This is a genomic window from Halobacterium sp. CBA1126 (assembly GCF_009741975.1).
Lineage (GTDB): Archaea > Halobacteriota > Halobacteria > Halobacteriales > Halobacteriaceae > Halobacterium.
In genome coordinates, this window is the sequence record NZ_WPCF01000042.1 from 1 (window position 1) to 20,217 (window position 20,217).

Consider the following 20,217-nt stretch of genomic DNA (forward strand, 5'->3'; position numbering starts at 1 on the left):
TTTTGCAAGTGAGGCGCGCGAAGCGCGCCGAACGCAGGAAAAAGTGCGAGTTAGTCGCTCTGAATCCGCGGCGCGAGCATGTAGGTGACGTGGCCCTGGGCTTCGGCGATGTCGAAGTGGATCTTGACGGGGTACTCGTCGCCGAGTTCGAGTTCGACCTCCGCGTCCTTCGGGATGGCCTTGTTCATGTCCTTGAGGTAGTCGAGACTGAACAGGCTGTGGGCGTCGCCGGCTTCGAGGTCGATGAGGTCGTCGCGGGTGAGTTCGAGATGGACGTCGTCGGTGTCGCCCTCCGCGTCGACGTAGAACAGCTCGTCGGCGGCGTCGACGCCGAGCGCGATGTGGTCGGAGACCATGTCGGCGGCGCGCACGGAGCGGTCGATGTCGGCGCCCTCGATGACGACGTTCGCGGAGAGGTCGAGGTCCGGGATGTCGGGTTCCTGCCGGATGGAGTCGGGGTCGATGAGCGCGAGCGTGTACTCGAGGCCGTCGATCTGGATGTGGAGCTTGCGGGTCTCCTCGTCGAGCTCGAGCTGGACGAGCTGGTCGGCGTCGGCCATCCCGGCGATGTCCTCGAGCCGGGAGAGGTTGACGCCGATGATGCCGCCGTCGGCTTCGTAGGATTCGAACGCGGCCGCGCCGAGGTCGAGGTCGACCATGCCGACGTTCGCGGGGTCGACGGCGCGGATGGAGAGTCCGTCCTCGTCGAGGTGGATCTTGCATTCGTCCACCAGCACGCTCACGGAGTCCAGCGTTTCCCGGAGCGTGTCGGCGCTCACAATCGCCTTGAACATATGTGGACTGCTACGCAATCGGGCCCTAAAAAGCCCCGCGTTCCGCGTGCGCGCGTAAATCGCGGGAATGCGGCGGGGTCGGTTGTGCGCGGGTGGAGACGAGGGGGCGAGCGGCGCTCGCGGCGAGGGGTGGCCGGCGCGTCCCGAGGGCGGCGGCCGCCGTTAACGCGAGTTAATCGGCGTTAATCCGGGAACGGACCGGGTTCAGGGCTTGGTCCTTTTAGGTGGGTCGCGGTCGTGGAGTCGGACACGCATGAGACGAACCGCAGCCAGCCTCGTCGTGGCCGCGCTCGTACTGCTCGCCGGGTGCGCCGGCGGCATCGCGGGCCCGAACGGGGCACAGACAGGCGACAGCGAGAACAGCGGCACCGTGTCGTTCTACGTGAGCGACGAACGGAACGCAATCGGGCAGTTCGAGCACCTGAACGTCACCGTGACGAGCGTCGGATTCGCGCAGTCCGGTGACGCGGCCGCAAACGCGTCGGGCGACTGGGACGTCGAGACCGAGAGCGAGGGCGGCCTCGAACTCGACGTCGTCGGGAACGTGACCGCGGGCGAGAACGCGACCGTCCGCGTCACGCACGACGGCGAGCCGGCCGGGAACGTGACCGTGGAAGCCGACGACGCCGACGTGTCCGTGCGGACGGACGCGAACGGCACCGCGACCGTGAGCGTGCCGGCCGACGGCGGGTTCAGCGTCTCGGCGAGCACCGACGAGGACAGCGAGTTCGGCGAGAGCGAAGCCGAACTCGAGTACGAACTCGAAGCCGACGACGACGAGGACGGGGAGACCGAGTGGGTCGAGCACGACGTCGACAACCGCACGGTCGACCTGACCGAGCTGCAGGGCGCGAACGCGACCCAGCTCGGGAACATGAGCGTCCCCGCGGGCGAGTACGAGAAGGTGTTCGTCCACGTCGGCGAGGTCGAGGGGACCCTGGAGTCCGGCGAGCAGGTGAACGTGAAGCTCCCGAGTCAGAAGCTCCACCTGAACGAGGACTTCACCGTGAACCAGAGCAGTGACGTCGAGTTCGTCTTCGACATCACCGTCTTCGAGGCGGGCAACAGCGGGAAGTACATCCTGAAGCCGGTCGCCAGCGAGTCCGGCACCGACGTCCCCATCGAGCGCGTGGACGTCGAGGGCGACGTCGAGGCCGAACTCGAGGCTAACTTCGTCGGGGACGTGACCGCCGGCGAGGACGCCACGGTGCGCGTCACGCAGGACGGCGAACCCGTGGAGAACGCGACGGTCACGGTGAACGAGGACGTCGAAGTGACGACCGACGCGAACGGCACCGCGACCGTGAGCGTGCCCGCGGACGCCGAGGAGTTCGAACTCGAAGCCGAGACCGAGGAGGGAAGCGCGTACGGCGAGGGCGAAGCCGAACTGGAGTTCGAACTCGGCGAGTCCGAGGAGGACGATGACAGCGACGAGGCCGAACTCGGCGTGACCCTCGAGAGCGGGCTCGCGGCCGGCGAGAACGCCACCGTCGTCGTGACGGACGGCGAGGGCGACGTCGTCGGAGACGCGACGGTCGCCGTGGACGGCGAGGTCGTCGGGGAGACGAACGCCGACGGCGAACTGACGTTCGCGGTGCCCGCGGACGCGAGCCTCGACACCGAGGTGACCGTGACCGCGGACGGCGAGACCGTCACGCTGGATTCGACGACGGCGGCCGCGGCGAACTGAGCGCTCGCGCCGACTGATTGCGAACCCTCTTCCTGCGGATTTTCGCGGTTCGGCGGCCAGCACCCCACAGCGACGTGGTTTTCAGTCCGGGCGCCCTACGGCCGGTAACTGACTATGGGGAACGGCAAGGACCACTACTACAACAAGTCCAAGCAGGAGGGCTACCGGACGCGGGCGGCGTACAAGCTCCAGCAGATCGACGACGAGTTCGACGTGCTGTTCGGCGGCGCGACGGTCGTCGACCTCGGCGCGGCGCCCGGCGGGTGGCTGCAGGTCGCCGCCGAGGAGGTCGGCGCGCGCGGGAAGGTCGTCGGCGTCGACTTCCAGCGAATCGACGACCTCGAGGACGCCGAGGCGGGCGTCCAGACCATCAAGGGCGACATGACCGAAGCGGACACCCGCGAGGACATCGAGCGCGCCGCGCCGGGCGGCGTCGACGTCGTCATCTCGGACATGGCGCCGAACATGACCGGCGAGTACAACCTCGACCACGCGCGCTCCGTGCACCTCGCGCGGATGGCGCTGGACACGGCCCGCGAGCTGTTGAACGACGGCGGGCACTTCGTCGCGAAGGTCTTCGACGGGCAGGACTTCGAGGACTACCTCGCGGACGTCGACGAGGAGTTCGCGTTCACGCGGACGTACACGCCGGACGCCTCCCGGGATTCGTCCTCGGAGCTGTACGTGGTCGCGAAGAACCGCGTGAACGCCCCCGTCGAGGAGGGCGACACGCTCGAAGTCGAAATCGTCAACGAGGGCGACGAGGGCGACGGCGTCGCGAAGGTCGACGGGTACACGCTGTTCGTCGCGGACGCCGACGAGGGCGAGACCGTCGCGGTCGAGGTGACGGACGTGAAGCCGAACTTCGGGTTCGCCGAGCGCCGCGACTAGCGGTCGGCGAGCAGCCGCCGGACGCCGTAGACGAACGGCGTGTCGGCGACCGCGATGCCGAGCTTGAGGACGTACTGGCCGACGATGAGCGAGAGAATCTGTGCCGGTTCGTAGACGGGGCCGACGCCGAGCACCTGCGGCGCCGCCCAGAACGCGACGGTGACGAAGATGACCGTGTCGATGACCTGGCTGGTGGCCGTGGAGCCGACGTTGCGCAGCCAGAGGTACGCGCCGTCGGTGCGCCGGCGGATGGCGTGGAACGCGAGCACGTCCCAGTGCTGGCTGACGACGTACGCCAGCAGGCTGCCCGCGACGATGTTCGAGCTCGACCAGAGGACGCGCGCGAACTCGGTCTGGCCGACGCCGGAGAACGGCGCGATGGGCGCCGCGATGGTCGTGTAGACGAGCGCGAGCATCACGAGCGTCATCGCGAACCCGACGTTCACGAGCACCTGGGCGGCGCGCTTGCCGTACAGCTCGGAGTAGCAGTCCGACGCGAAGAACGTCAGCGCGTACGCCAGCGCCGCGCCCGGCATGACGAGCGCCGACCCGGTGAACGGCAGCGAGAACGGAATCTGGAACAGCAGTAGCTTCGACGCCGTGAGCTGGGCGGTGACGAGCGCGGTGACGAACAGCCCGACGAGCGCGACCTGGCCGGCGACGAGGCGGTCCTCACTCCGCATCGTCGAGCCTCCCGTGGCGCTCGTCGATCTCGTCGAGGATGTCGAGGTTCTTCCGGACGGACGCGCGGATGGCGTCGCTGCGGTTCACGTACTTGCCGTCGTCGCCGACGTGCTCGTCGAGGTCCGCCAGCAGCTCCTCGGGAATCTCGACGCTTATCTTGGGCATAACAATCACTCACCACATAAACTGCACATAAGATTCGACGCCACAAACAGTGGTCCTCGCCAGTTCTCGGTCAGGTGCATCGTCATTAGTGCTCTTGAGAGAATACTGTAGGAGCACCGTTGAAATCTCCTCCGATGCAATATCCAATAAATTGGCAGGCTAACTTCTGTCACACATCCCGGATAATTCTTAGAGAAGCAACCCGAAACCGTCCAGCCCCGTATTCCCGGGGTTTCGAACAAACGGAGTGAAGCCTACGTTAAAATTAGTTCTCGGGCTTCATCTCCTGCTTTTCATCATCTTCTCTCTGCTGGACGCGGTCCATCTTTGAGTCAATTGATTCCACGAGGGTCCCAAATCCTTCAGCACGCTTTTGAACAGCTTCATCAAGCTCTTTCCGGAATTCCTCGTCCTGCGGTATCGGAAGATAGACCTCCTGATACCGGTCACTGACGTTCCAGATAATCGTCTCGTACTCATGCTTGGCCTGAAGCTGGTCCGTCACGATGTCCTGCGAGAGTAGATAGAGGAGGACCGCGGGAGTCAGGTTATAGTCGTTGTCCTCATCCACCCGGAGAATGTCGTTCTCCGCCGCGGAGAGCAAAGGAATGTGTGCTGGGTGAACGATTCCGACGTTCCCGATATAATTCTCCCCACGTTTCACGATGAAGATATCGCCGGGCTGGATTTCCAGTTTCTCCTTACTACTCTCGTAGACCTCCTTCGGAACCCGCTTGACGTGATTTCCGACGGTAGAAACCTCGAACTTGCTGACTCGGCTCGTGTTGATATAGGGGATTTCGTTATCAGGGCTATACCATTCCTTCTTCACACCGCCATGTCCTCGGAAGGCCTCTACGACGCCCTCCTCCATCAATTCGCTTAGTTGGACGAGTTCACAGTCGTGTTCCTCCGCCCACTGCCGAGCACGTTCGATGGGTTGGCGTTGATAGGCACGCGGAACGAGAGTGTCATCCTCAATCTCACCATTATAGCTGACCGTCACTTGGTCATCCTCGAGGTCAGTTCCTTCAAGGTCAGGTGTCTCGTTGCCGTCCTCGAAGTAGGACCCGTCAGGCTCAGCATTTCGGATGAAGTCTTTCGTTTTGATGAACCAGTCCAGCGTGACCTCCGCCATATCCGGGATGTGGTCCTTGCGAACCTTCCGGCCCTCCTCATCCCTTACAATATCCCCATCATCGTCGCGTTTGTAAAGCGGGTTCCCACGCTGGTTGTGGCCCACTTGCTCGATGGTCCCCATAAAGATGGGATAGTCCTCTTCACGGGGGTTGACATCTGCAGGTGGCTTTTCTAAGAAGAGAACCACCATTTTCGCGTGTGTATGAGGCTGGAACATCTGGTCAGGCAGGTCCCAGACGGCGTGCACCCGGAATTTGCGACGGAGCCAATAGGCGACGTAGTCGTCAGTAACCAAGTGTGTCTCGGGGAAGACAATCGCTGCTCGTCCCCCTTCACTCAGCATCTCGTGGTATAGTTCCAGAAACAGGATGCTAATCTCCTGTTCATCACGAACTTGGTCTGTCTGAACGAACGGTTCCTGCTCTTCTTCCTCACCTTCACCACGAAGTTCCTCGACGTCTTCTTTGGAGATGTCGTCGAGAATCTTCTCCGCGGTTTTTCCGCCGATACCGGGGATGTCGGCGAGTTCGTCCGCCTCAGCTTCATAAACGTCCCCGATATCTTCGTACTCGGCTTCCTGTAGGTCTTCAGCCGTCGAAGGGCCAATACCAGAAACGTCGGTCAGTTCCCGTGGGCCGTCATCGCCGTCAGTGCTTTCCCACTGGTATCCAAGTTCATACTCCTGAAGGTCAGTCTGGTCAGTCTCCTTCAATCCGCTTCCGTAAGGGAAGTTCGCGAACAGGACATCGAATCTACCACTCGGGAGCGGGTCGTCGTCCCACCGATGATGCTTGATACTGTTTTTACGGAAGACATTCGGCGCTGTCCCTGCCATCGCCTCTAACTCAGCCTCCATCAGGTCAACCGCGAAGTGAGCTTTGTCGACGCCGAAGACGTGGCTCTCGATAAATTGGCGGACTTCCAGTGCGTGACGGTCTTCCTGTCCCTGTTCAATAAGTTGTTTCCGGAGTTTCTTGGATACCTCCTCGATACCTGCACCAAGAAGTCCGCCAGTCCCAGCAGCGAGGTCACCAATATTGTCACCGGGGTTCGGGGAAGCAACACGAGCCATCCCCTCGCAAAGGTTACGACGGGTATAGAATTGGCCTTCGTCTCCCTTAACAGCGTCTGTAATGAAGACCTCAAACGCCTCCCGCATGAACAGGGCGTCAGTCTTCTGGAGAGAGTACTCCTGTAACTTGCTGACGATGAATCGCTTGGTTTCATCGTCAAACTGAATCTCCCACTCATCCTTGTCGGGGGCAGTACCGAATACTGCGGGATGACTATCTAGAACTTGCCGCTTGAACACACGGTCAACCCGATTCGCAACCGCGTTTGCATCATCCCCCTCTCGAATATGCAACGCAGGGCGTTCTCCCAGAGGTTTCTCTTCGTCCTTGAGTTTGGTGAGAATCATGTACGCCCACTGCTTCGCCATCGTGAGGTCGTCCGTTGCACTCTCGTCGTGCGCGTGGACGTAGTCCCGGATTTCCGATGTGAGCTGCTTGGGATTCTCGTCAAATGGCTCTAAATCCCGAATGCGCGTGCTTGCGTCGACATCTAACTCCTCACCAGGAAGTGGAGGGTCAAAGTTGACCTTTGTTACGTTCTTTCGTCCTGCTTGGTCCTTTGTATCGGCAAATACCGTGACCTTGAATGGGTCCTCTAAATCGCTCACAGCGACGCCGTATTCAGCCTGAGACTCGTTTGTCAGATACCACTTCACCTGACTCTCGGCCTCCTCGTGGGCTGAGTCTCCCTCGGTATGTCGAGTCTTGGTCTCACCGACCGTGTGGATACGGTCCTCACTCTCGTTATGGTCAGGACCATCAAAATAGACGAAGTCAGGTCGCTTCGCCTCGTTACTCGTCCGTGAAGCAGACGGACGAGGAGGTACACGCCATTCGGGAACCGTTTTGAGTGTCTTCTCATCGAACCCGCGCTCTTCGATGAGATACCGGATGTATCGATTGCGGAGTTTATTCTCCTCTGTCTCCTCAATTTCACGGCCGGTCAGATAGTCCTCTATCATGTCTTGGGAGCCGGACTCAGTATCTCCATCTTCGATGAAATCGGAGAGGTCCGCCATCTATCAAACTGTATAGACACCAGCCACTTAGTTCCATCGAGAGCACCATAACCACATATGGTAAGAAATACATCAGTGTATCAACAATTGGTGGTATGGCGGTAGTAGAAGTTGAGGTTTGGACGGAGAGCAAAGAAGATGACTACGCGAGACTCTTAACAGATATCAACGAAAATGCGGCAATAGAGTTATACGAGCACCTGTACTCCGTGTCCCAAGATTGGTGTGACGCTCACGATGTCTCTCCTGTAGTGTATCAACGGCCGACTGGCAAACCCATTCAGTTAGCAGATGTCCTTACGTGGTACGAGCAGCAGGGGTTGCTTCAGAGAACAGTAGATGACGGAGAGATTGTATTCCAACCAGCCCCTTCAGTTCAGGAAGTACTCGATAAAGAGCGGCGGGTTAACGCCCTTATACCGCTTGACGAATAGTTCTTTAGCAAGTCAGGTATTATTGGCGTGTAAATGGACCAACGACGTGGAATCCTCACAGAACAACAGAGGGAAGCTGTAAAGTCTGAATATAAGAACCTCACCTATCACCCGAATAAGATGAGGTCCGACATCGAAGAGCAGATTGGCTCATTTGAAGAGGACCTCCAGATTTTGAAACAGTATGATAGAGAATTATATGAGGAGGTCCTTGACGCAGTCGACTCAGTTAGCGAGGAACGTTAATATGGGCACTGACAGAGGCTATAACCTCTGAATCCGGTCGTAGAAGACGTCATGGAATTGTTCGCCGTGTTCTAACATCCACTCTAAGTAATCGTCCCACTGGTCTTCGTCAGTGAAATCGCCTCGCCGTGTAACCAGTATCTTACTCCGTTGCTTCCCGGCGCGCGTCTCCTCTGGCTCAGTCCACACTAACTCACCATCAAACTCCTCGTTAATCTCCTCGCGTTCCTCCGCTAACTGCCAGTAAGCGTCGGCATCATCACGAATCACGAGCCCCGTTCGTAACTCACTATCCCGCGAATTCAGCGTGAACGACAACGCGAATCCGGCTTTCCCTATCGGGTTATTGAACCAGTGCTGTGGTTTCGGCTTCCGCGCACTCAACGGCGTATCCCGCTCCTCGATACGGTCCCGGAACTCCGTCCAGAACTCCTCCTGTAACTGCTTCGTCTCCGTCAGCTCACCCTCCGAGCGTTTCGCCTTCTCCTTCCACTCGCTCGGTTCCGCAACCGGATTCAAGCGAACAGCCGGCTCCGAATCACCAATCTTCCACACTTCCAGCCGAATCGCGAAGAGGTCCACCCCCTCCCGGCTATTCGCGTTCAACCACTGAATCGCATCCCGGTGCTCGTCATTAAATCGCGGCGCTATCCACACGATAATGTCCGCGTCAACCCCCCGAAGCGTACGCGATTGATTTCCCCAGATGGTCGTGATTCGACGCATCAAGCTGGTTCTCGATAACGACATTCCGATTGGCGTCGACGACCTCCGCCAAAATATCCACATTATACCGGCCAACGCTCTTCTCCTCCTCGATGACGTCCAAGTCAAGCCCAAGTGCATCCTCCAACTCAGAGACGGCTTCAGACCGTATCTCGTCGGCTAACCACGGTGTGAAGTCACGGGCTTCGTGGTCCCAGTGTTCGCGGACCTCCTGGGACTCAAGTGACGCAAACTCCGGCATACGCTCACCAACACCAGCACTCCTCAAAAACATACCCCGAACACGACGACTACAGAAACGAATCTAATGTCCACTATGAGTCGGCTTCCGTCGAATCGCCGGCTGCGGCGACGAATCCCTGCTTTCGAAGATTCTCACTCCACCGGTCAACGAAATCAGTGATGTCCAATCCAGTCGAGTCGTGCTGATGCGTGTGCGGGTGCTGCGTGTATTCGACAGGGGTCCAGTCGCCGTCCTCAACGCGGAACACGATTTCGGGGTCACACATCAGGTCGCCGCGCTGTACGTAATGATGCGCGACACTGACTTGGTTTTCAGCGATTTTCTCAATCGTCGAGTCCTCGTACCCGTCCACCTCGATAGTGTAATTCTCGTTAACCGCCATCTCCTCGACGTCCTCGACGCCTACCGAAGCGAGGATTTCTTCGACCACCTCCATTAGGCCTCACCCCGCTCGTACTCGACATCGACACGAGCACCGTCGCTATCACCGTTCTCGCGGGTGGGAACCCAGTAGGGCTCTTCGTCGTCGAATTTTAGGACGCGCTCCAGGTGGCCATCATCGGCAGCGAGGTCAATCGCTCGTTTCGCTGCTCGAAGCGTAAGGGAACCACTCTTGAAGGTGTATCCACGTTCGAGGACGTCTCGGTCGGTCGTTAATCGAACATCAACCACTGGGCCGAGTCCTTGTTTGTTCACGCAGCCGGCACGCGAACTCCAGGGACCTTTCAGAGTCACCGTCTCGTCGTCGGTAGTCGTCACCTCGAAGCATCGTCCCGAGAAGCCGCCGTCGTTCCCATCACCACTCCACGCGAAATACTCGACGTACCCCTCGTACTCTCCAACCCACAGATTGCCCTCCTGCTCGAATCGAAGGTCGCTCCGGTCGGGAATCTCGTCGACGAGCACTTCCAGCCGAGGGTCATTTCCGACGTCTTCACGCCAGTCGATTTGCGCATCGAGGACGTTCACCGCGCATCACCGTCGCAGTCGTCCGGTAGGTCCATCTTCGACAGCACCTCGATGCCGCAGTGAACGCACTCGAAATACTGTTCGAGGTACTGGGTTTGTCCCTCGCGGCGTAACTGGGGGTCGGGGTGTTTGCCCGGCACCAGTTCGCGTTTCCGGATGACTGCGTGGTCTCCAATTTGTTGTGCGCCACTGTCCGCGGGCGGTACTTCTTTCTGGGTTGCGGTAGTACGTGACATTTGCTTCTCCTCCGAGAAGCGTGGGTCGCCTGTTCCAGCAGGCGGCCGTTTCTAAGGCTGTGTCCCACGCTCCTACACGTATTCGTATGTGGCGTAGTGATGTAAAACTTTACAAATTGTTGTCACTTTCCCGGTCAATAGTTAGCCGCTTAGCGCGTCACACGCCAATTTCACGGCGAACACGACCAATTACACACAAGCGATATTTCCGCCCACCAGCATCGCGACTAGCCCTCAAAGAGTCGAAACCAATCAAGATACCCTTCGTGCAGTCAAATTATCATCATACCTGCAACCCACCACAGAAGCAGTACGATGGCTGTTACCATCCCTCGGCTGAGTTTATAGCCGAGAACACGTTCAATCCAAGGCCGCGTGTTCGGTGCACTAACAGCCATCGCGACTATGAGCAGGAAGACTTCATTTCCCGGTGACTGAAGATTGACCAGCACAAGCCCAGAGATAATCCCACCACCCCACGCAGCAATTCGTGAAAGCGTCAACGTCGGCAGCTCACCACCCTCGCTCGATTCCCCTCTCTCCTCGTCAGGAGACTGGGAGTCAACTTCCAGAACCGGGATGCCGTCGTACTTCTCACGACCGACAATAGCGTCGTCTGAAATCTGGAACGGCGGAAGCACAATCACGACACCAGAATCCGCACCGAGAGAATCAGTCAGTACCGCGTTGAATCGGTCGCGTAACCCCTCACTCACGGGCTGGACACCAATCGCGGTCGGAGAGTTCCCGTCCGGCGTACTGAATACCACCCTCAGGTCGTCGGTCATGTCGGCGGTTGCGGCGTTGAGTGCGCCAGCGAGGAGCCGTAATTGAATCCCTGCAACTCCGTCAGTCGTTGCTGCAACACCTATCGCGTGGTCCGCGAGTGGAACGTCTCGGAGGATTGTGCGGAGTGTCGAGCTATCGACGTGCTGCCGGTCTAAGTCGAATGCTGACTCAACTGTTTCCAGATGGCGTGGATGCGTGAAGGAAATCGTCTGGTCATCATTTGTTAGTATCTCGATGTCCTCTGTGTCGGGGTGTAATTCGTCTCTCGTGAGTTGCGAGACGTCGAGGTCGTTGGAGAGTGCAGTTTCGAATTCGGGCGTCATGACTGAGTCTGCCTCCATGCAGTGGTGTCGGCATGGGCGGGTTTCGTGGGTGGTCGGACCGACATTTCCGGTGTACCCCCAGTTTAAAACTCAAAATTATTACTTGTTTGGGTTCGCTGACCGGTCAGGGATTCCAGTTCTATCGCTTTCGGTTCCACCGGTCAGAGAAGTCGAACAGATGGCGCTCATCTCCGAAACGAAACTCGATATTCTCCAGCATCTTTCCGAAGAGCCGAGTCATGGCTATGCTCTCGCAGAAAAGCTCGACCTCTCCCACGGCTACATCTATACTCACCTCGGAGAACTCGGAGAAGAAGGAATGATTGAGGTCGTCGAAGAGCGTGACGGAAAGAAAATCTACGAACTGACAGAGAGTGGAGAGTACTTACTCAAAGCATTCTCTGAACAGAGCTGAAACACAGAGACGCATAGACCCTCGTAAATCCGCTAATAATTCCCTCAAGTATTCACGGTATATGGAACAAAATCACTCCGTATAGCGCGTGTCTGTGCCGTCTATCTGTCGAAGCAAGTGGTCAGGTCCCCGGTGACTGGATAACATGGCGAAGAACAGCGCCAGATGACCGGTCACGTAACACGAATGCCAGTGGACCACCGGGTGCAGTCTGTAATTCTACCTGCTCCCCCCTACGACCACGTGGAAGATTTTCCACAACATGCTTGAATTCATCCCCATAGCAGTTCGAAATCCGCTCACTAATATTGGAGGTCACACCGGCAGTTAGGGACCCCTCTATCGAAATGGAATCTTCATCACCATAATCGATAACCCACGAGCTATCTTCAACGGTAATTCTGAACGGCTCCCGCCGACGACTTGATGCAACATCGTAGAATTTCCTCAGGCTCTTCAGAGTTGTCTCAATTCGTATCGGTGCTGGACGGTGACGCTCGTCTTGAGGAAGCTCTAGGATGTTGTTCCGATTGAAGAGACTCGGTAATTCCATCGGGTCAAGCCAAGAATCCCTCCAATTACGGGACAGGGGTTGAGGAGGATTATGACCACGTCCCTCAATTTTGGGAGGAGATCCGGACTCCGTACTGGGAATAATCGTCCGACCCTCATCTGCGGATACGAACCGGGCGATAATTGACCGAGGGATATCGTCTCTATCCGCTAATTCAGATAAGTCATCAATCCCAGTTTCGTTCTTCAAACCGTCGACGTCTATCGGAATTGTCGGGGGTCTTCCGTCCAACTGTCTCGGCTCAGGCAACTCCCGTCCTGCTTGTATATCACCCCTTCTGAGATGTATCTCTGTGGCTTCAGACTCAAACTCAGGCCCGGTGAAATAGACGGATATTGCTGGGTTGACGTCATCAAGAGTGGCTTGAAATTGATTGAGAACACTAGTTAATTCTTCAACTGGGAGAGTCGCATAGACTGGTCCAGACCCCTGCGCATCGACGTCAATCCGTTCGAGAAAATACTCGTTGAAAGTGCAGTACGTCTCAATCTGTCCATCCCTGTCGGCTGCGAGAATATCGAGTTCAGAAGAGGAGATGCGAACCAATAGATATTGATGATATCTTTGGAGCGAACTCCACCGTAGAAGTTGCTGGAATTCTTTGATAGAGGTCCGAAGGGCTACTATCTGACTCATCCTATCTAATCCGTTCTCGCTCTCTCTTAGGGAGGTCTTCCCTCCGAAGAGGGACCTCTTCTTCTCGCATCCAGAATTTCACTAATTCCGGATGTACGCCATGTAGAATAGCAATATCTGTAATCGTCAGTTCCTCCTCCCAGTATAGTTCACGTAGCTTGTCCGCAGGTGGCTGCCGGTGAGCTAATCCAGTAACTTCGGCGCTTTCGTCAGACGAGATATCTATCTTATCTTCGTTTTCCAGGAGGTAGGAGAGTATGTATCGCCTCTTCTCGTCGGGAGACTTACCAGCGCTCTTCCGAAATTCTTCGACCGCCTGCCCGAGTACGTTATTCCACGCCCCCGAGTCTGGTACATTTTGCTTAATACTCTTGAAGTTGCTTTCCACCTCCTGCAAGTGTCGTTGTGCCCCCGAACTATCGATTGTGTCCCAATCAATCGCTGACTCCAATTCGTGCAGCTCCTCTGCATCTTTCAAACGGTCATAGGCCCTATTAACAGCCAATCCTTCCCCTACCTGCTGAACCAACTTCGTTGCTTTAGCACTAACTTCATCGGGAATATCACGTAATTCAGAGAGGTCAACGACATCAGTGAGCCAGTCAGGAAGGTCGTTAGGGTCGTCTTTGGCGATAGACCTGAGCCACAGATATCGGGCTTTGTAGTAAGTTGTGCCAGACCAGCCAACACGGTCCGCAACAATCTCACGGGTCGTCGCGTTGGTACCCTCTGTTAAATCTAACAGGGGGTCGTCATCGTCTATAGTATCTCCTGCTTCAATCCGGTCTTGCATCTGAGGGGCGACCAGTTTCTCGTACATAAGCCCCTCACGGACCTTCTGGAGCGAGGTCTCGTGGCGGTCATCGTTATGGCGAAGAATCGCAAGTCGTTCCTCTTCTTTTGAACCGTAGGAGCGTTCCTCCACCGGAACATGAGACAAGTCTAACTTTCGAGCAGCCATCCATCGACGGACCCCATCAATAATCTCGTAGTCCTCATTCACAACGAGGGGCTGCTCAATCCCACCCTCATCGATGTCTGCGACAAATCGACGAGTAGCCTCGTCTAAATCCTCCTGCCGGTATATCCACTCGTTATAGGGATGCGGCTCCAAGTTATCTGGGTCAACATCAGCAGGCATAGACGAGCATCTTTAGCCTTCCATCAAAGATTTTTCTGCTACTATTACTGGTAATGAGAGGACTACGTGACTGAAGATTTATAATTTACTTAATGCCGGATAACCTACCCGAACGTAATGGTAGTGGAGAAAACGGGCCGTATCTACGAGAACGGGACATTCCTACTCGGCGAGCAGTACGCAGGCTTGACCGCAACGGTCACCGTCGAGTTTGAAGATGTTCCACCCGAGGAAGCAATAGAAGAGCGGTACGAGTGTATCTTCTGTCGCTATCGGGGAAATACCGAACAACAGGTGCTTGACCACCTTCAAACCAAACACGGAGATATAATTGCTAACCAGTAAGATGACGCAGCAGCAGGAAGAACCCACTTCAACTCCATCCCACACATCATCGGAATCTACTGACGACGAGCAGACCTCACCGATGCGGAACGGCGTCAAGCGGGAGTCAGTAATCGACATTATAAGCGTTCTTCAGCTTGTCCCAGAGGAGTTCTCTGCCAAAGAGATAGCGGCTGACGTCGAAGTTATTAGTGATACCCCCGTCGGGCCGTCTCAAGTCCGAGAAGTTCTGAAGCTGCTTCGGGAAGCAGGGTACATTTCTGGTCCAGAGAATCGAGGAGGCGACACTGGATTTGTCTGGGTGAAGCAGCAGCCATTCACTGGGTCAAGTACGGAGTGGGAACTTCTCTTCGAGAAGCATGCTGACGATTTCCCGACCGATGAGGAAATCCGACAACAGCAACGAGAGTACATAACACAGTATAATATACAGTAAACACTTCTACCACTCCCTCCCCCCACTCCCCTCGTAAGATTACACTAGAAACTACAGTAATAACAGATAATGAACCCAAGAGCGCGCCCGGTGACATAACCCCCGTCAGGTGATTATGCCTATCCCGTTTATTACAGGAGTTGATTGCCACCACTACTGTTCTTCGTGTGAGTTAGTGTACCTACTGAAGAAGTTGAAAAGGAGGTAGAGGGTTTCTGGAAGAAGTCACTCACGGCGTCTTTCGACAGGTTCCGGTCGTATTACGGCTATAATCGACTCCAACGATGTCCTGGTAGTTTAGGTCATGGACGTTCTGACTCCCGACAGCAATACGCTGTGCAGTTCTATAGCCGACACGCTACTCAACCAGAAGTTAACCAACGGAGGTCAGATACCTGAGTAGTGTTGGTTAACTCCACGCCAGTCTGGGGCAGATAAGAAGTGAAAGGCTCCAATACGGGTGTTTCGGATTCTGTGAGGGATAGCGCTAGCAGCCTTCCGGTTTTACGCTGGTTACATACTACACATCATGGATAGATGGAGTCGAACAGCATCCGACACAGCGGTTCTTAGTGGAAATCAATCAGACCATCACCCTTCTTCAGGACGGCCCCCATGTCTCCAATAGGGAGTTTGATGTGAGGCGGAATTGCACTCTCGCCAACGAAGAAATCAGGGAGAAGTTACTAGCCCTCGGTGAATATCCAGAAGCGGTCGGCCTAGAGCAAAAGAACTGAATCTCTAACTGGTTAGCCGCCGTCTACCGGTTCAACTTCCGATGGGTCAATATCTCCTTCAAGATAGCGTTCGCCCAACTCAGTGATACGGTAATTAGTCGGGTCCACTGGTTGGAGGAGTTCCGCATCAGCGAGCTTCTGGCAGCGTCGAGAAATGTATTCGCTGGTGTAATCGATGTTGGCTGCGATAACGCTGGGGGAAGCAACGATGTCCTTCTCGTAGAGAAATTCCAAGACCCTCTCATCAGCCTGCGTCATCCACTCAATCCGAGGGCGCATTTCTCCCTGTAGATTGACCTGTAGACAGCCTAAGAGCCGGAGAAGATGTGTCTGTAGAGCAGTAAAGATAGCCTGTAGACACAGAATTTTGTGGTTATACATAAGTGGATTGAGGAACCAGATGCTGGCTGTCTGTTATGGCCACCGAGAATCAGACTATTCGAAAGCTTGGCACTGCTGTCGAATCAGTCGTCGACGACTACGACCGAGATGCCTCCCCCTTCAGGGAACACAAAGGACTCACGGAACGCATTCTCGAAGACTTTGAAACCGACCGAGAGAAAGCTCTCTTTCACACGCTCGTCACGGCACTCAATTTCCAGCGGGACGCGGAGGTATTGTACGGCAACTTCGACAACCTCTGGGATGACGAACACTGGATTTTCGAACCCGAGGCCGTCGTCGAAGAACATAGCTTCGAGGAGTTAGATGCCCTATTCGAGGAGGTCGGCACTCGGATGGGAACGCGAGACGCGAAAATCTGGTACGAAATCTCCCGAACGCTCTACCACGACCACAATAGCGACCCGATACACCTCTTCGGGCAATTCGATTACAACATGGACCGTATTGGTGAGTACGTCCAAGAGGCGTCGGGCGACACTCGTTTCTTCGACTCGAAGTTCCCCTATCTCGCCGGCGACAAGATACGACCGTTGTGGCTCCGCAACATCCATCGAGAAGTTCGACCTCTTGCGGGCGAGGAGATGCTACATATCCCTGTGGACGTGCAAATCCAGAAGGTCACGAACGCAATCTGTGGCACCGATTACGACCTCAGCGAGGAGGATAAAGAGGCGATTCGAGAGTTCTGGTGGGAAGTCTGCGAACCGACCGATATTACTCCTGCCGACCTCGATAGTCCCTTCTGGCGTATCGGGAAGCACTGGGAGGACTGGGGGAGGGATTACTTACAGAGCGAACTATACGACGTCGGTCTGGAATTAGGACGGGTTTCAGTTCACGACAAATGAGCCTACATTTGATTCCAGAGATACAGGTGACTCAGACCAGTTCAGATGCTATGAGTACGTAGGAGGTACTCTCCAACTTCTCTTCCCCACGTGATAAGCGTATAATTGCCCGTGAATACAGGGTATAGTTGAAACCGAAATAAGGCGTTAGAGCCCGTCTGACAATAATTTAAAAGGTCATTCTGAGGGGCTTTCGTCTACTTTCACTTTGGTGTGGGAAAGCATTTAATGTCAGACGCTGTTGTCTCGGTATAGCATGTCACAATCAGAACGCTTCCAGTTCGGAAGATTCGACCTTCCCTCGGGTGAGATTCCGTCCGTTGAGGAAGTCTATGAGGCGATAGATGGGGAGTGGCAAACTCGGAAAGAAGAGGAGGATGAAACCGGCGAAACACGCGTCTTTCAAGAGCGTGGAAGAACGGGATATCTAAGCGACACACATAGCGAATATGAATTCTGCAGCTTCTACTACGGTTCTGACACCGAGAATAGTATCGTCGTGCGTGATGGTGACGAAGAAGTAGAAATCAGCCAACGTGAATTAGTCCTACCAAGAGTCCTCTACTTCGGGAATGGTATGTTCGCATTTGAGTCATTAGAAGACCTGATTAAACACTGGGTCCCTCAATTTATCGCAGAAAAGACAGACACCAGTATAACTCCTGATGACTACTTCTTCTATAACACCTTCTCCCAGGACATGATGAGAGACTTCTATGACCGTTGGGATACAGTTACCGTGTTTAAGTTTGGCTCCCCTAACGGTGAATCAGCGTTTGAAGGAGATTCACCGCTGGCAACTGCACTGAATGAACTGGCAGAAGATGTCTCCAATCAGCAGTTCAGTGGTGGCCAACCCGGGAATAACCTCAAGGGGGCAGATATTGTCGAGAACGCCGCGGAAAACATGCAAATTCTAAAACTGCATGGGAGTCGAGACGAGGAACTAAGACAAATCATCCTATCATCGGGAACCTTCCAGGCCGCGTGGAGTGAAACTGACTGGCCAGAGGATGCTGGCACAGGGAGACGGTCAGAGGAGATTCGGCAGAGACTCCTACCCGTGCTTCAACGTCTCGATTGAGAATTATCCCATAGTACCGGATTTCTTCAGAATTTCCAACGATAGTTCCATCTAGCGAATAGGATTTCATGGCGCTATAGGTAGGGTTGGCGTCCCGAAGAGTGTCATTCCCCGATAGTCGATTACGTCTCGAAACCTCGGTATTCCTCTTTGACGTCGTCGTCGAGAAGTCGTAGGTATCGCTCAGTCGTATCGAGGTTGCGATGACCCAAGTGTTTCTGTAAGGTGCGAATGTCAATCCCTGATTTCAACGCCTGCACCGCGTGCCCATGACGAATCGCATGAGCAGTAATTCGCCACTTCGCCTTCCCAGACGCGTCCCGATACATCTGCTCCTGACAGCCCGCACTCTCGGCAGCCTCCAAGACTACCTTCCCGATGGTTTCACCGCTGATTTGCTCCGACCGCTCGCTCGTGAAGAGGTACGGGCTTTCGGGGGCGGGAAGGTAGGACTCGCGGTAGCCGTTGTCGAGCCACTGGTCGAGCAGGAAGTCTAGTGACTCCTGATAGTAGACCGTACGAGTGTGGTCGGTTTTCGTGGAGTAAATGGTGATACTGCGTTCCTCGCGGTCGATGTCGTCGAGTTGTATGGATGCAAGCTCGGAGCGTCGAAGGCCGGTCTGCCAGAGTAAGCGGAGGATGAGTCGATTCCGGAGTTTCGGACTGGGGACGTTCTCGACCATCGACTCGAATTCGTCCTTCGTGACGTACACGATATCCGTTTCCTGGTGCTTCTTCGTACCCTTCGTGAGGGCCTTGAGGTTACTCTGGTCGACGTCAGCCGCCGGATTGTCGTCGATGACGCCGTCCCGGTCGAGGAACTTGTAGAACAGTCGGACGGACGTGAAGTAGCTCGAAATCGTGTTCGGCGCGTAGTCCTCGTTCGATAGGGCGACGAGGAAGTCCTCGATATCTAGTGGGGAGAGTTCGAGGGGGTCGCGGCCGGTTGCTTCGAGCCATATATTGAAGCGCCGGAGGCCCTTCTCTCTGGTTTGATGCGTCGCGTCCGATTTCATGCCGGCGACACGCTGTAGGTAACGGTCGAAGTGGTCGGTGACGAATTCGCTCATCAGTCACACCTCCTTGAAGTATTGGTCGTCGTCGTGTTGCACGGCGTACGTGGACTCTTGGAGGTAGTCGAGTGCGGCGCGAATTCGGTAGGTTGGTGCTTGTAGTCGGTCGTTCAGCCAGTCGATTGTGCCGGGGTCTGGGCCGCTGCTCGCGACGACTTGGGTGCCGGTGACGTCGGATTCGCTGGGGAGGAGGTCGAAGACGTCGTTGGCGAGTTGTTCGGTTTCGGGGTCGACACTTGAGGTAACGGCTTCGTGGATGTCGTCGGATTGTCCGCGGAGTTCGTTGAGGGTACGTGTGATGTCTTGGTGTTGTGCGGCGAGGTCGGAGAGTTGTTCTTCGATACCATCGGGGACGCCAGTGCTGGAGGTGTCGTCGGTGTCGTTGAGGTATTGGGCAACTGCGATGCGGATGAGTTGTGCCATCGAGTCGATTTCGGGGTCGTCTTCAGCGGCGTCTTTCCAGTCGTCGCGGGTTTCTTCGTGGACGGCAATACTGATTCGGCAGTCACGAACCACTGAGGACACCTCGCGTTAGGTGTTGTGGAATTGTGATACGTTTGTTTTGAGGGCGGGACGATTGGCTATCGTGAGGTCGCGTAGGGGTTTTCCTAATTTCGGGTGTTGCGACTCCACGGAGTTGTTTTCGGGGCATCAATACACACTACACTATTGGTTCCGTCACTATTACTATTATGTTTTAGACATGTCGTAACTTGGGCATACCGCGAGAATACCGCGGGAATATCTTAAGCCGTTCGTGTCGACGCGCTCCCGCCGCCGCGGCGGCCGCCGAGGGTCACGACGGTGAGGATACCGAGCCCCAAGAGGTACATGACGGCGATGGGGAGCGCGACGAGCAGCATCGTGTAGAGGCTGTCCGGGGTGACGAGCGCGGCGAACGCGAACGCGCTGATGACCGGGACCCGCCAGCGCCGCCGCATGGTCTCGTAGGAGACGATGCCGCCCGCGTGGAACAGCAGCATCGTCACGGGGATGTCGACGAGCAGGCCGATGCCCGCGGTCAGCAGGAACACCATCCACGCGAACGTGCTGACGGTGTAGCTGATTATCATGCCCGCGTCGAGGGCGTCGTAGACGAG

General features: G+C 56.0%; 26 protein-coding genes. 10 read left to right on the plus strand and 16 right to left on the minus strand.

The genetic code is table 11. The features are described 5' to 3' along the window. Positions 1-50 precede the first annotated feature (50 nt). The gene (locus tag GJ634_RS07575) at positions 51-794 is read right to left on the minus strand and encodes a DNA polymerase sliding clamp (protein WP_157501798.1); all 744 of its coding nucleotides are present in this window, start codon (positions 792-794) and stop codon (positions 51-53) included. A 253-nt stretch (positions 795-1,047) separates the two neighbouring features. Between GJ634_RS07575 and GJ634_RS07580 the strand changes: the two genes are divergently transcribed. Further along, entirely contained in the window at positions 1,048-2,484 is a 1,437-nt protein-coding gene (locus tag GJ634_RS07580) for a DUF4382 domain-containing protein (RefSeq protein WP_157501800.1), read from the plus strand. A 114-nt stretch (positions 2,485-2,598) separates the two neighbouring features. Then, positions 2,599-3,375, plus strand: a complete 777-nt coding sequence (locus tag GJ634_RS07585; RefSeq protein WP_157501802.1) for a 23S rRNA (uridine(2552)-2'-O)-methyltransferase — start codon at positions 2,599-2,601, stop codon at positions 3,373-3,375. On the opposite strand, the gene GJ634_RS07590 is transcribed toward GJ634_RS07585, so the two are convergent. The 3 genes from GJ634_RS07590 to GJ634_RS07600 form a co-directional block, all read right to left on the minus strand. After that, a complete protein-coding gene (locus GJ634_RS07590; protein WP_157501804.1) occupies positions 3,372-4,058 on the minus strand; it encodes a queuosine precursor transporter in 687 nt (228 codons plus the stop codon). The two genes, GJ634_RS07585 and GJ634_RS07590, sit on opposite strands and share 4 nt — an antisense overlap. Next, a complete protein-coding gene (locus GJ634_RS07595; protein WP_157501806.1) occupies positions 4,048-4,224 on the minus strand; it encodes a ribbon-helix-helix domain-containing protein in 177 nt (58 codons plus the stop codon). Before GJ634_RS07595 ends, GJ634_RS07590 begins: the two co-directional genes overlap by 11 nt. A 265-nt stretch (positions 4,225-4,489) precedes the next feature. After that, positions 4,490-7,456, minus strand: a complete 2,967-nt coding sequence (locus GJ634_RS07600) for an N-6 DNA methylase (protein WP_157501808.1) — start codon at positions 7,454-7,456, stop codon at positions 4,490-4,492. A 95-nt stretch (positions 7,457-7,551) separates the two neighbouring features. Here GJ634_RS07600 and GJ634_RS07605 point away from each other — a divergent pair, with 95 nt between their 5' ends. Both GJ634_RS07605 and GJ634_RS07610 read left to right on the plus strand, forming a co-directional pair. Then, positions 7,552-7,890: a hypothetical protein gene (locus GJ634_RS07605; protein ID WP_157501810.1), complete on the plus strand. Its 339-nt coding sequence runs from the start codon at positions 7,552-7,554 to the stop codon at positions 7,888-7,890. A 33-nt stretch (positions 7,891-7,923) separates the two neighbouring features. Further along, positions 7,924-8,136, plus strand: coding sequence for a hypothetical protein (locus GJ634_RS07610; protein ID WP_157501812.1), 213 nt, complete (start codon positions 7,924-7,926; stop codon positions 8,134-8,136). Between the two features lie 18 nt (positions 8,137-8,154). Here the strand turns inward: GJ634_RS07610 and GJ634_RS07615 are convergent, their stop codons facing one another. The 6 genes from GJ634_RS07615 to GJ634_RS07635 form a co-directional block, all read right to left on the minus strand. Further along, positions 8,155-8,718 carry a DUF4268 domain-containing protein gene (locus GJ634_RS07615; RefSeq protein WP_331714051.1) on the minus strand — a complete coding sequence of 188 codons (564 nt, stop codon included), beginning with the start codon at positions 8,716-8,718 and terminating at the stop codon, positions 8,155-8,157. An 88-nt stretch (positions 8,719-8,806) separates the two neighbouring features. After that, entirely contained in the window at positions 8,807-9,103 is a 297-nt protein-coding gene (locus GJ634_RS16025; protein WP_231736986.1) for a hypothetical protein, read from the minus strand. Positions 9,104-9,176: 73 nt separating this feature from the next. Further along, positions 9,177-9,542 carry a DUF6908 domain-containing protein gene (locus tag GJ634_RS07620; RefSeq protein WP_157501814.1) on the minus strand — a complete coding sequence of 122 codons (366 nt, stop codon included), beginning with the start codon at positions 9,540-9,542 and terminating at the stop codon, positions 9,177-9,179. Then, a complete protein-coding gene (locus tag GJ634_RS07625; RefSeq protein ID WP_157501816.1) occupies positions 9,542-10,075 on the minus strand; it encodes a hypothetical protein in 534 nt (177 codons plus the stop codon). Before GJ634_RS07625 ends, GJ634_RS07620 begins: the two co-directional genes overlap by 1 nt. After that, on the minus strand, positions 10,072-10,311 hold the full coding sequence (locus GJ634_RS07630; RefSeq protein ID WP_157501818.1) for a hypothetical protein: 240 nt from the start codon (positions 10,309-10,311) through the stop codon (positions 10,072-10,074). Before GJ634_RS07630 ends, GJ634_RS07625 begins: the two co-directional genes overlap by 4 nt. A 272-nt stretch (positions 10,312-10,583) precedes the next feature. Continuing rightward, entirely contained in the window at positions 10,584-11,441 is an 858-nt protein-coding gene (locus GJ634_RS07635; protein WP_157501820.1) for a hypothetical protein, read from the minus strand. A gap of 31 nt (positions 11,442-11,472) precedes the next feature. On the opposite strand from GJ634_RS07635, the gene GJ634_RS16650 reads away from it, so the two are divergent. Further along, on the plus strand, positions 11,473-11,838 hold the full coding sequence (locus GJ634_RS16650; RefSeq protein WP_331714052.1) for a winged helix-turn-helix domain-containing protein: 366 nt from the start codon (positions 11,473-11,475) through the stop codon (positions 11,836-11,838). A 121-nt stretch (positions 11,839-11,959) separates the two neighbouring features. Here the strand turns inward: GJ634_RS16650 and GJ634_RS07645 are convergent, their stop codons facing one another. Beyond that, complete coding sequence (locus GJ634_RS07645; protein WP_157501822.1) at positions 11,960-12,958, minus strand: hypothetical protein; 999 nt, start codon at positions 12,956-12,958, stop codon at positions 11,960-11,962. A gap of 91 nt (positions 12,959-13,049) precedes the next feature. Beyond that, a complete protein-coding gene (locus GJ634_RS07650) occupies positions 13,050-14,189 on the minus strand; it encodes a ParB/RepB/Spo0J family partition protein (RefSeq protein WP_157501824.1) in 1,140 nt (379 codons plus the stop codon). A 117-nt stretch (positions 14,190-14,306) separates the two neighbouring features. Between GJ634_RS07650 and GJ634_RS07655 the strand changes: the two genes are divergently transcribed. The 3 genes from GJ634_RS07655 (at position 14,307) to GJ634_RS07665 (ending at position 15,707) form a co-directional block, all read left to right on the plus strand. After that, positions 14,307-14,534, plus strand: coding sequence for a hypothetical protein (locus tag GJ634_RS07655; protein WP_157501826.1), 228 nt, complete (start codon positions 14,307-14,309; stop codon positions 14,532-14,534). A gap of 1 nt (position 14,535) precedes the next feature. Continuing rightward, on the plus strand, positions 14,536-14,970 hold the full coding sequence (locus tag GJ634_RS07660; protein WP_157501828.1) for a hypothetical protein: 435 nt from the start codon (positions 14,536-14,538) through the stop codon (positions 14,968-14,970). A gap of 572 nt (positions 14,971-15,542) precedes the next feature. Beyond that, entirely contained in the window at positions 15,543-15,707 is a 165-nt protein-coding gene (locus GJ634_RS07665; RefSeq protein ID WP_157501830.1) for a hypothetical protein, read from the plus strand. Positions 15,708-15,719: 12 nt separating this feature from the next. Here the strand turns inward: GJ634_RS07665 and GJ634_RS07670 are convergent, their stop codons facing one another. Beyond that, positions 15,720-15,986 carry a MarR family transcriptional regulator gene (locus tag GJ634_RS07670; RefSeq protein WP_157501832.1) on the minus strand — a complete coding sequence of 89 codons (267 nt, stop codon included), beginning with the start codon at positions 15,984-15,986 and terminating at the stop codon, positions 15,720-15,722. Between the two features lie 137 nt (positions 15,987-16,123). Here GJ634_RS07670 and GJ634_RS07675 point away from each other — a divergent pair, with 137 nt between their 5' ends. Further along, positions 16,124-16,960, plus strand: coding sequence for an N-glycosylase/DNA lyase (locus tag GJ634_RS07675; protein WP_157501834.1), 837 nt, complete (start codon positions 16,124-16,126; stop codon positions 16,958-16,960). 256 nt (positions 16,961-17,216) lie between these two features. Further along, the gene (locus GJ634_RS07680; protein ID WP_157501836.1) at positions 17,217-18,044 is read left to right on the plus strand and encodes a hypothetical protein; all 828 of its coding nucleotides are present in this window, start codon (positions 17,217-17,219) and stop codon (positions 18,042-18,044) included. 122 nt (positions 18,045-18,166) lie between these two features. Here the strand turns inward: GJ634_RS07680 and GJ634_RS07685 are convergent, their stop codons facing one another. From GJ634_RS07685 to GJ634_RS07695, 3 genes are all read right to left on the minus strand, one after another. Continuing rightward, positions 18,167-19,114, minus strand: a complete 948-nt coding sequence (locus tag GJ634_RS07685) for a tyrosine-type recombinase/integrase (protein ID WP_157501838.1) — start codon at positions 19,112-19,114, stop codon at positions 18,167-18,169. A 3-nt stretch (positions 19,115-19,117) separates the two neighbouring features. Beyond that, on the minus strand, positions 19,118-19,633 hold the full coding sequence (locus GJ634_RS07690) for a hypothetical protein (RefSeq protein WP_157501840.1): 516 nt from the start codon (positions 19,631-19,633) through the stop codon (positions 19,118-19,120). A 230-nt stretch (positions 19,634-19,863) separates the two neighbouring features. Further along, a partial coding sequence (locus GJ634_RS07695; protein ID WP_197425444.1) for a twin-arginine translocase subunit TatC occupies positions 19,864-20,217 on the minus strand: 354 nt, incomplete at its 5' end.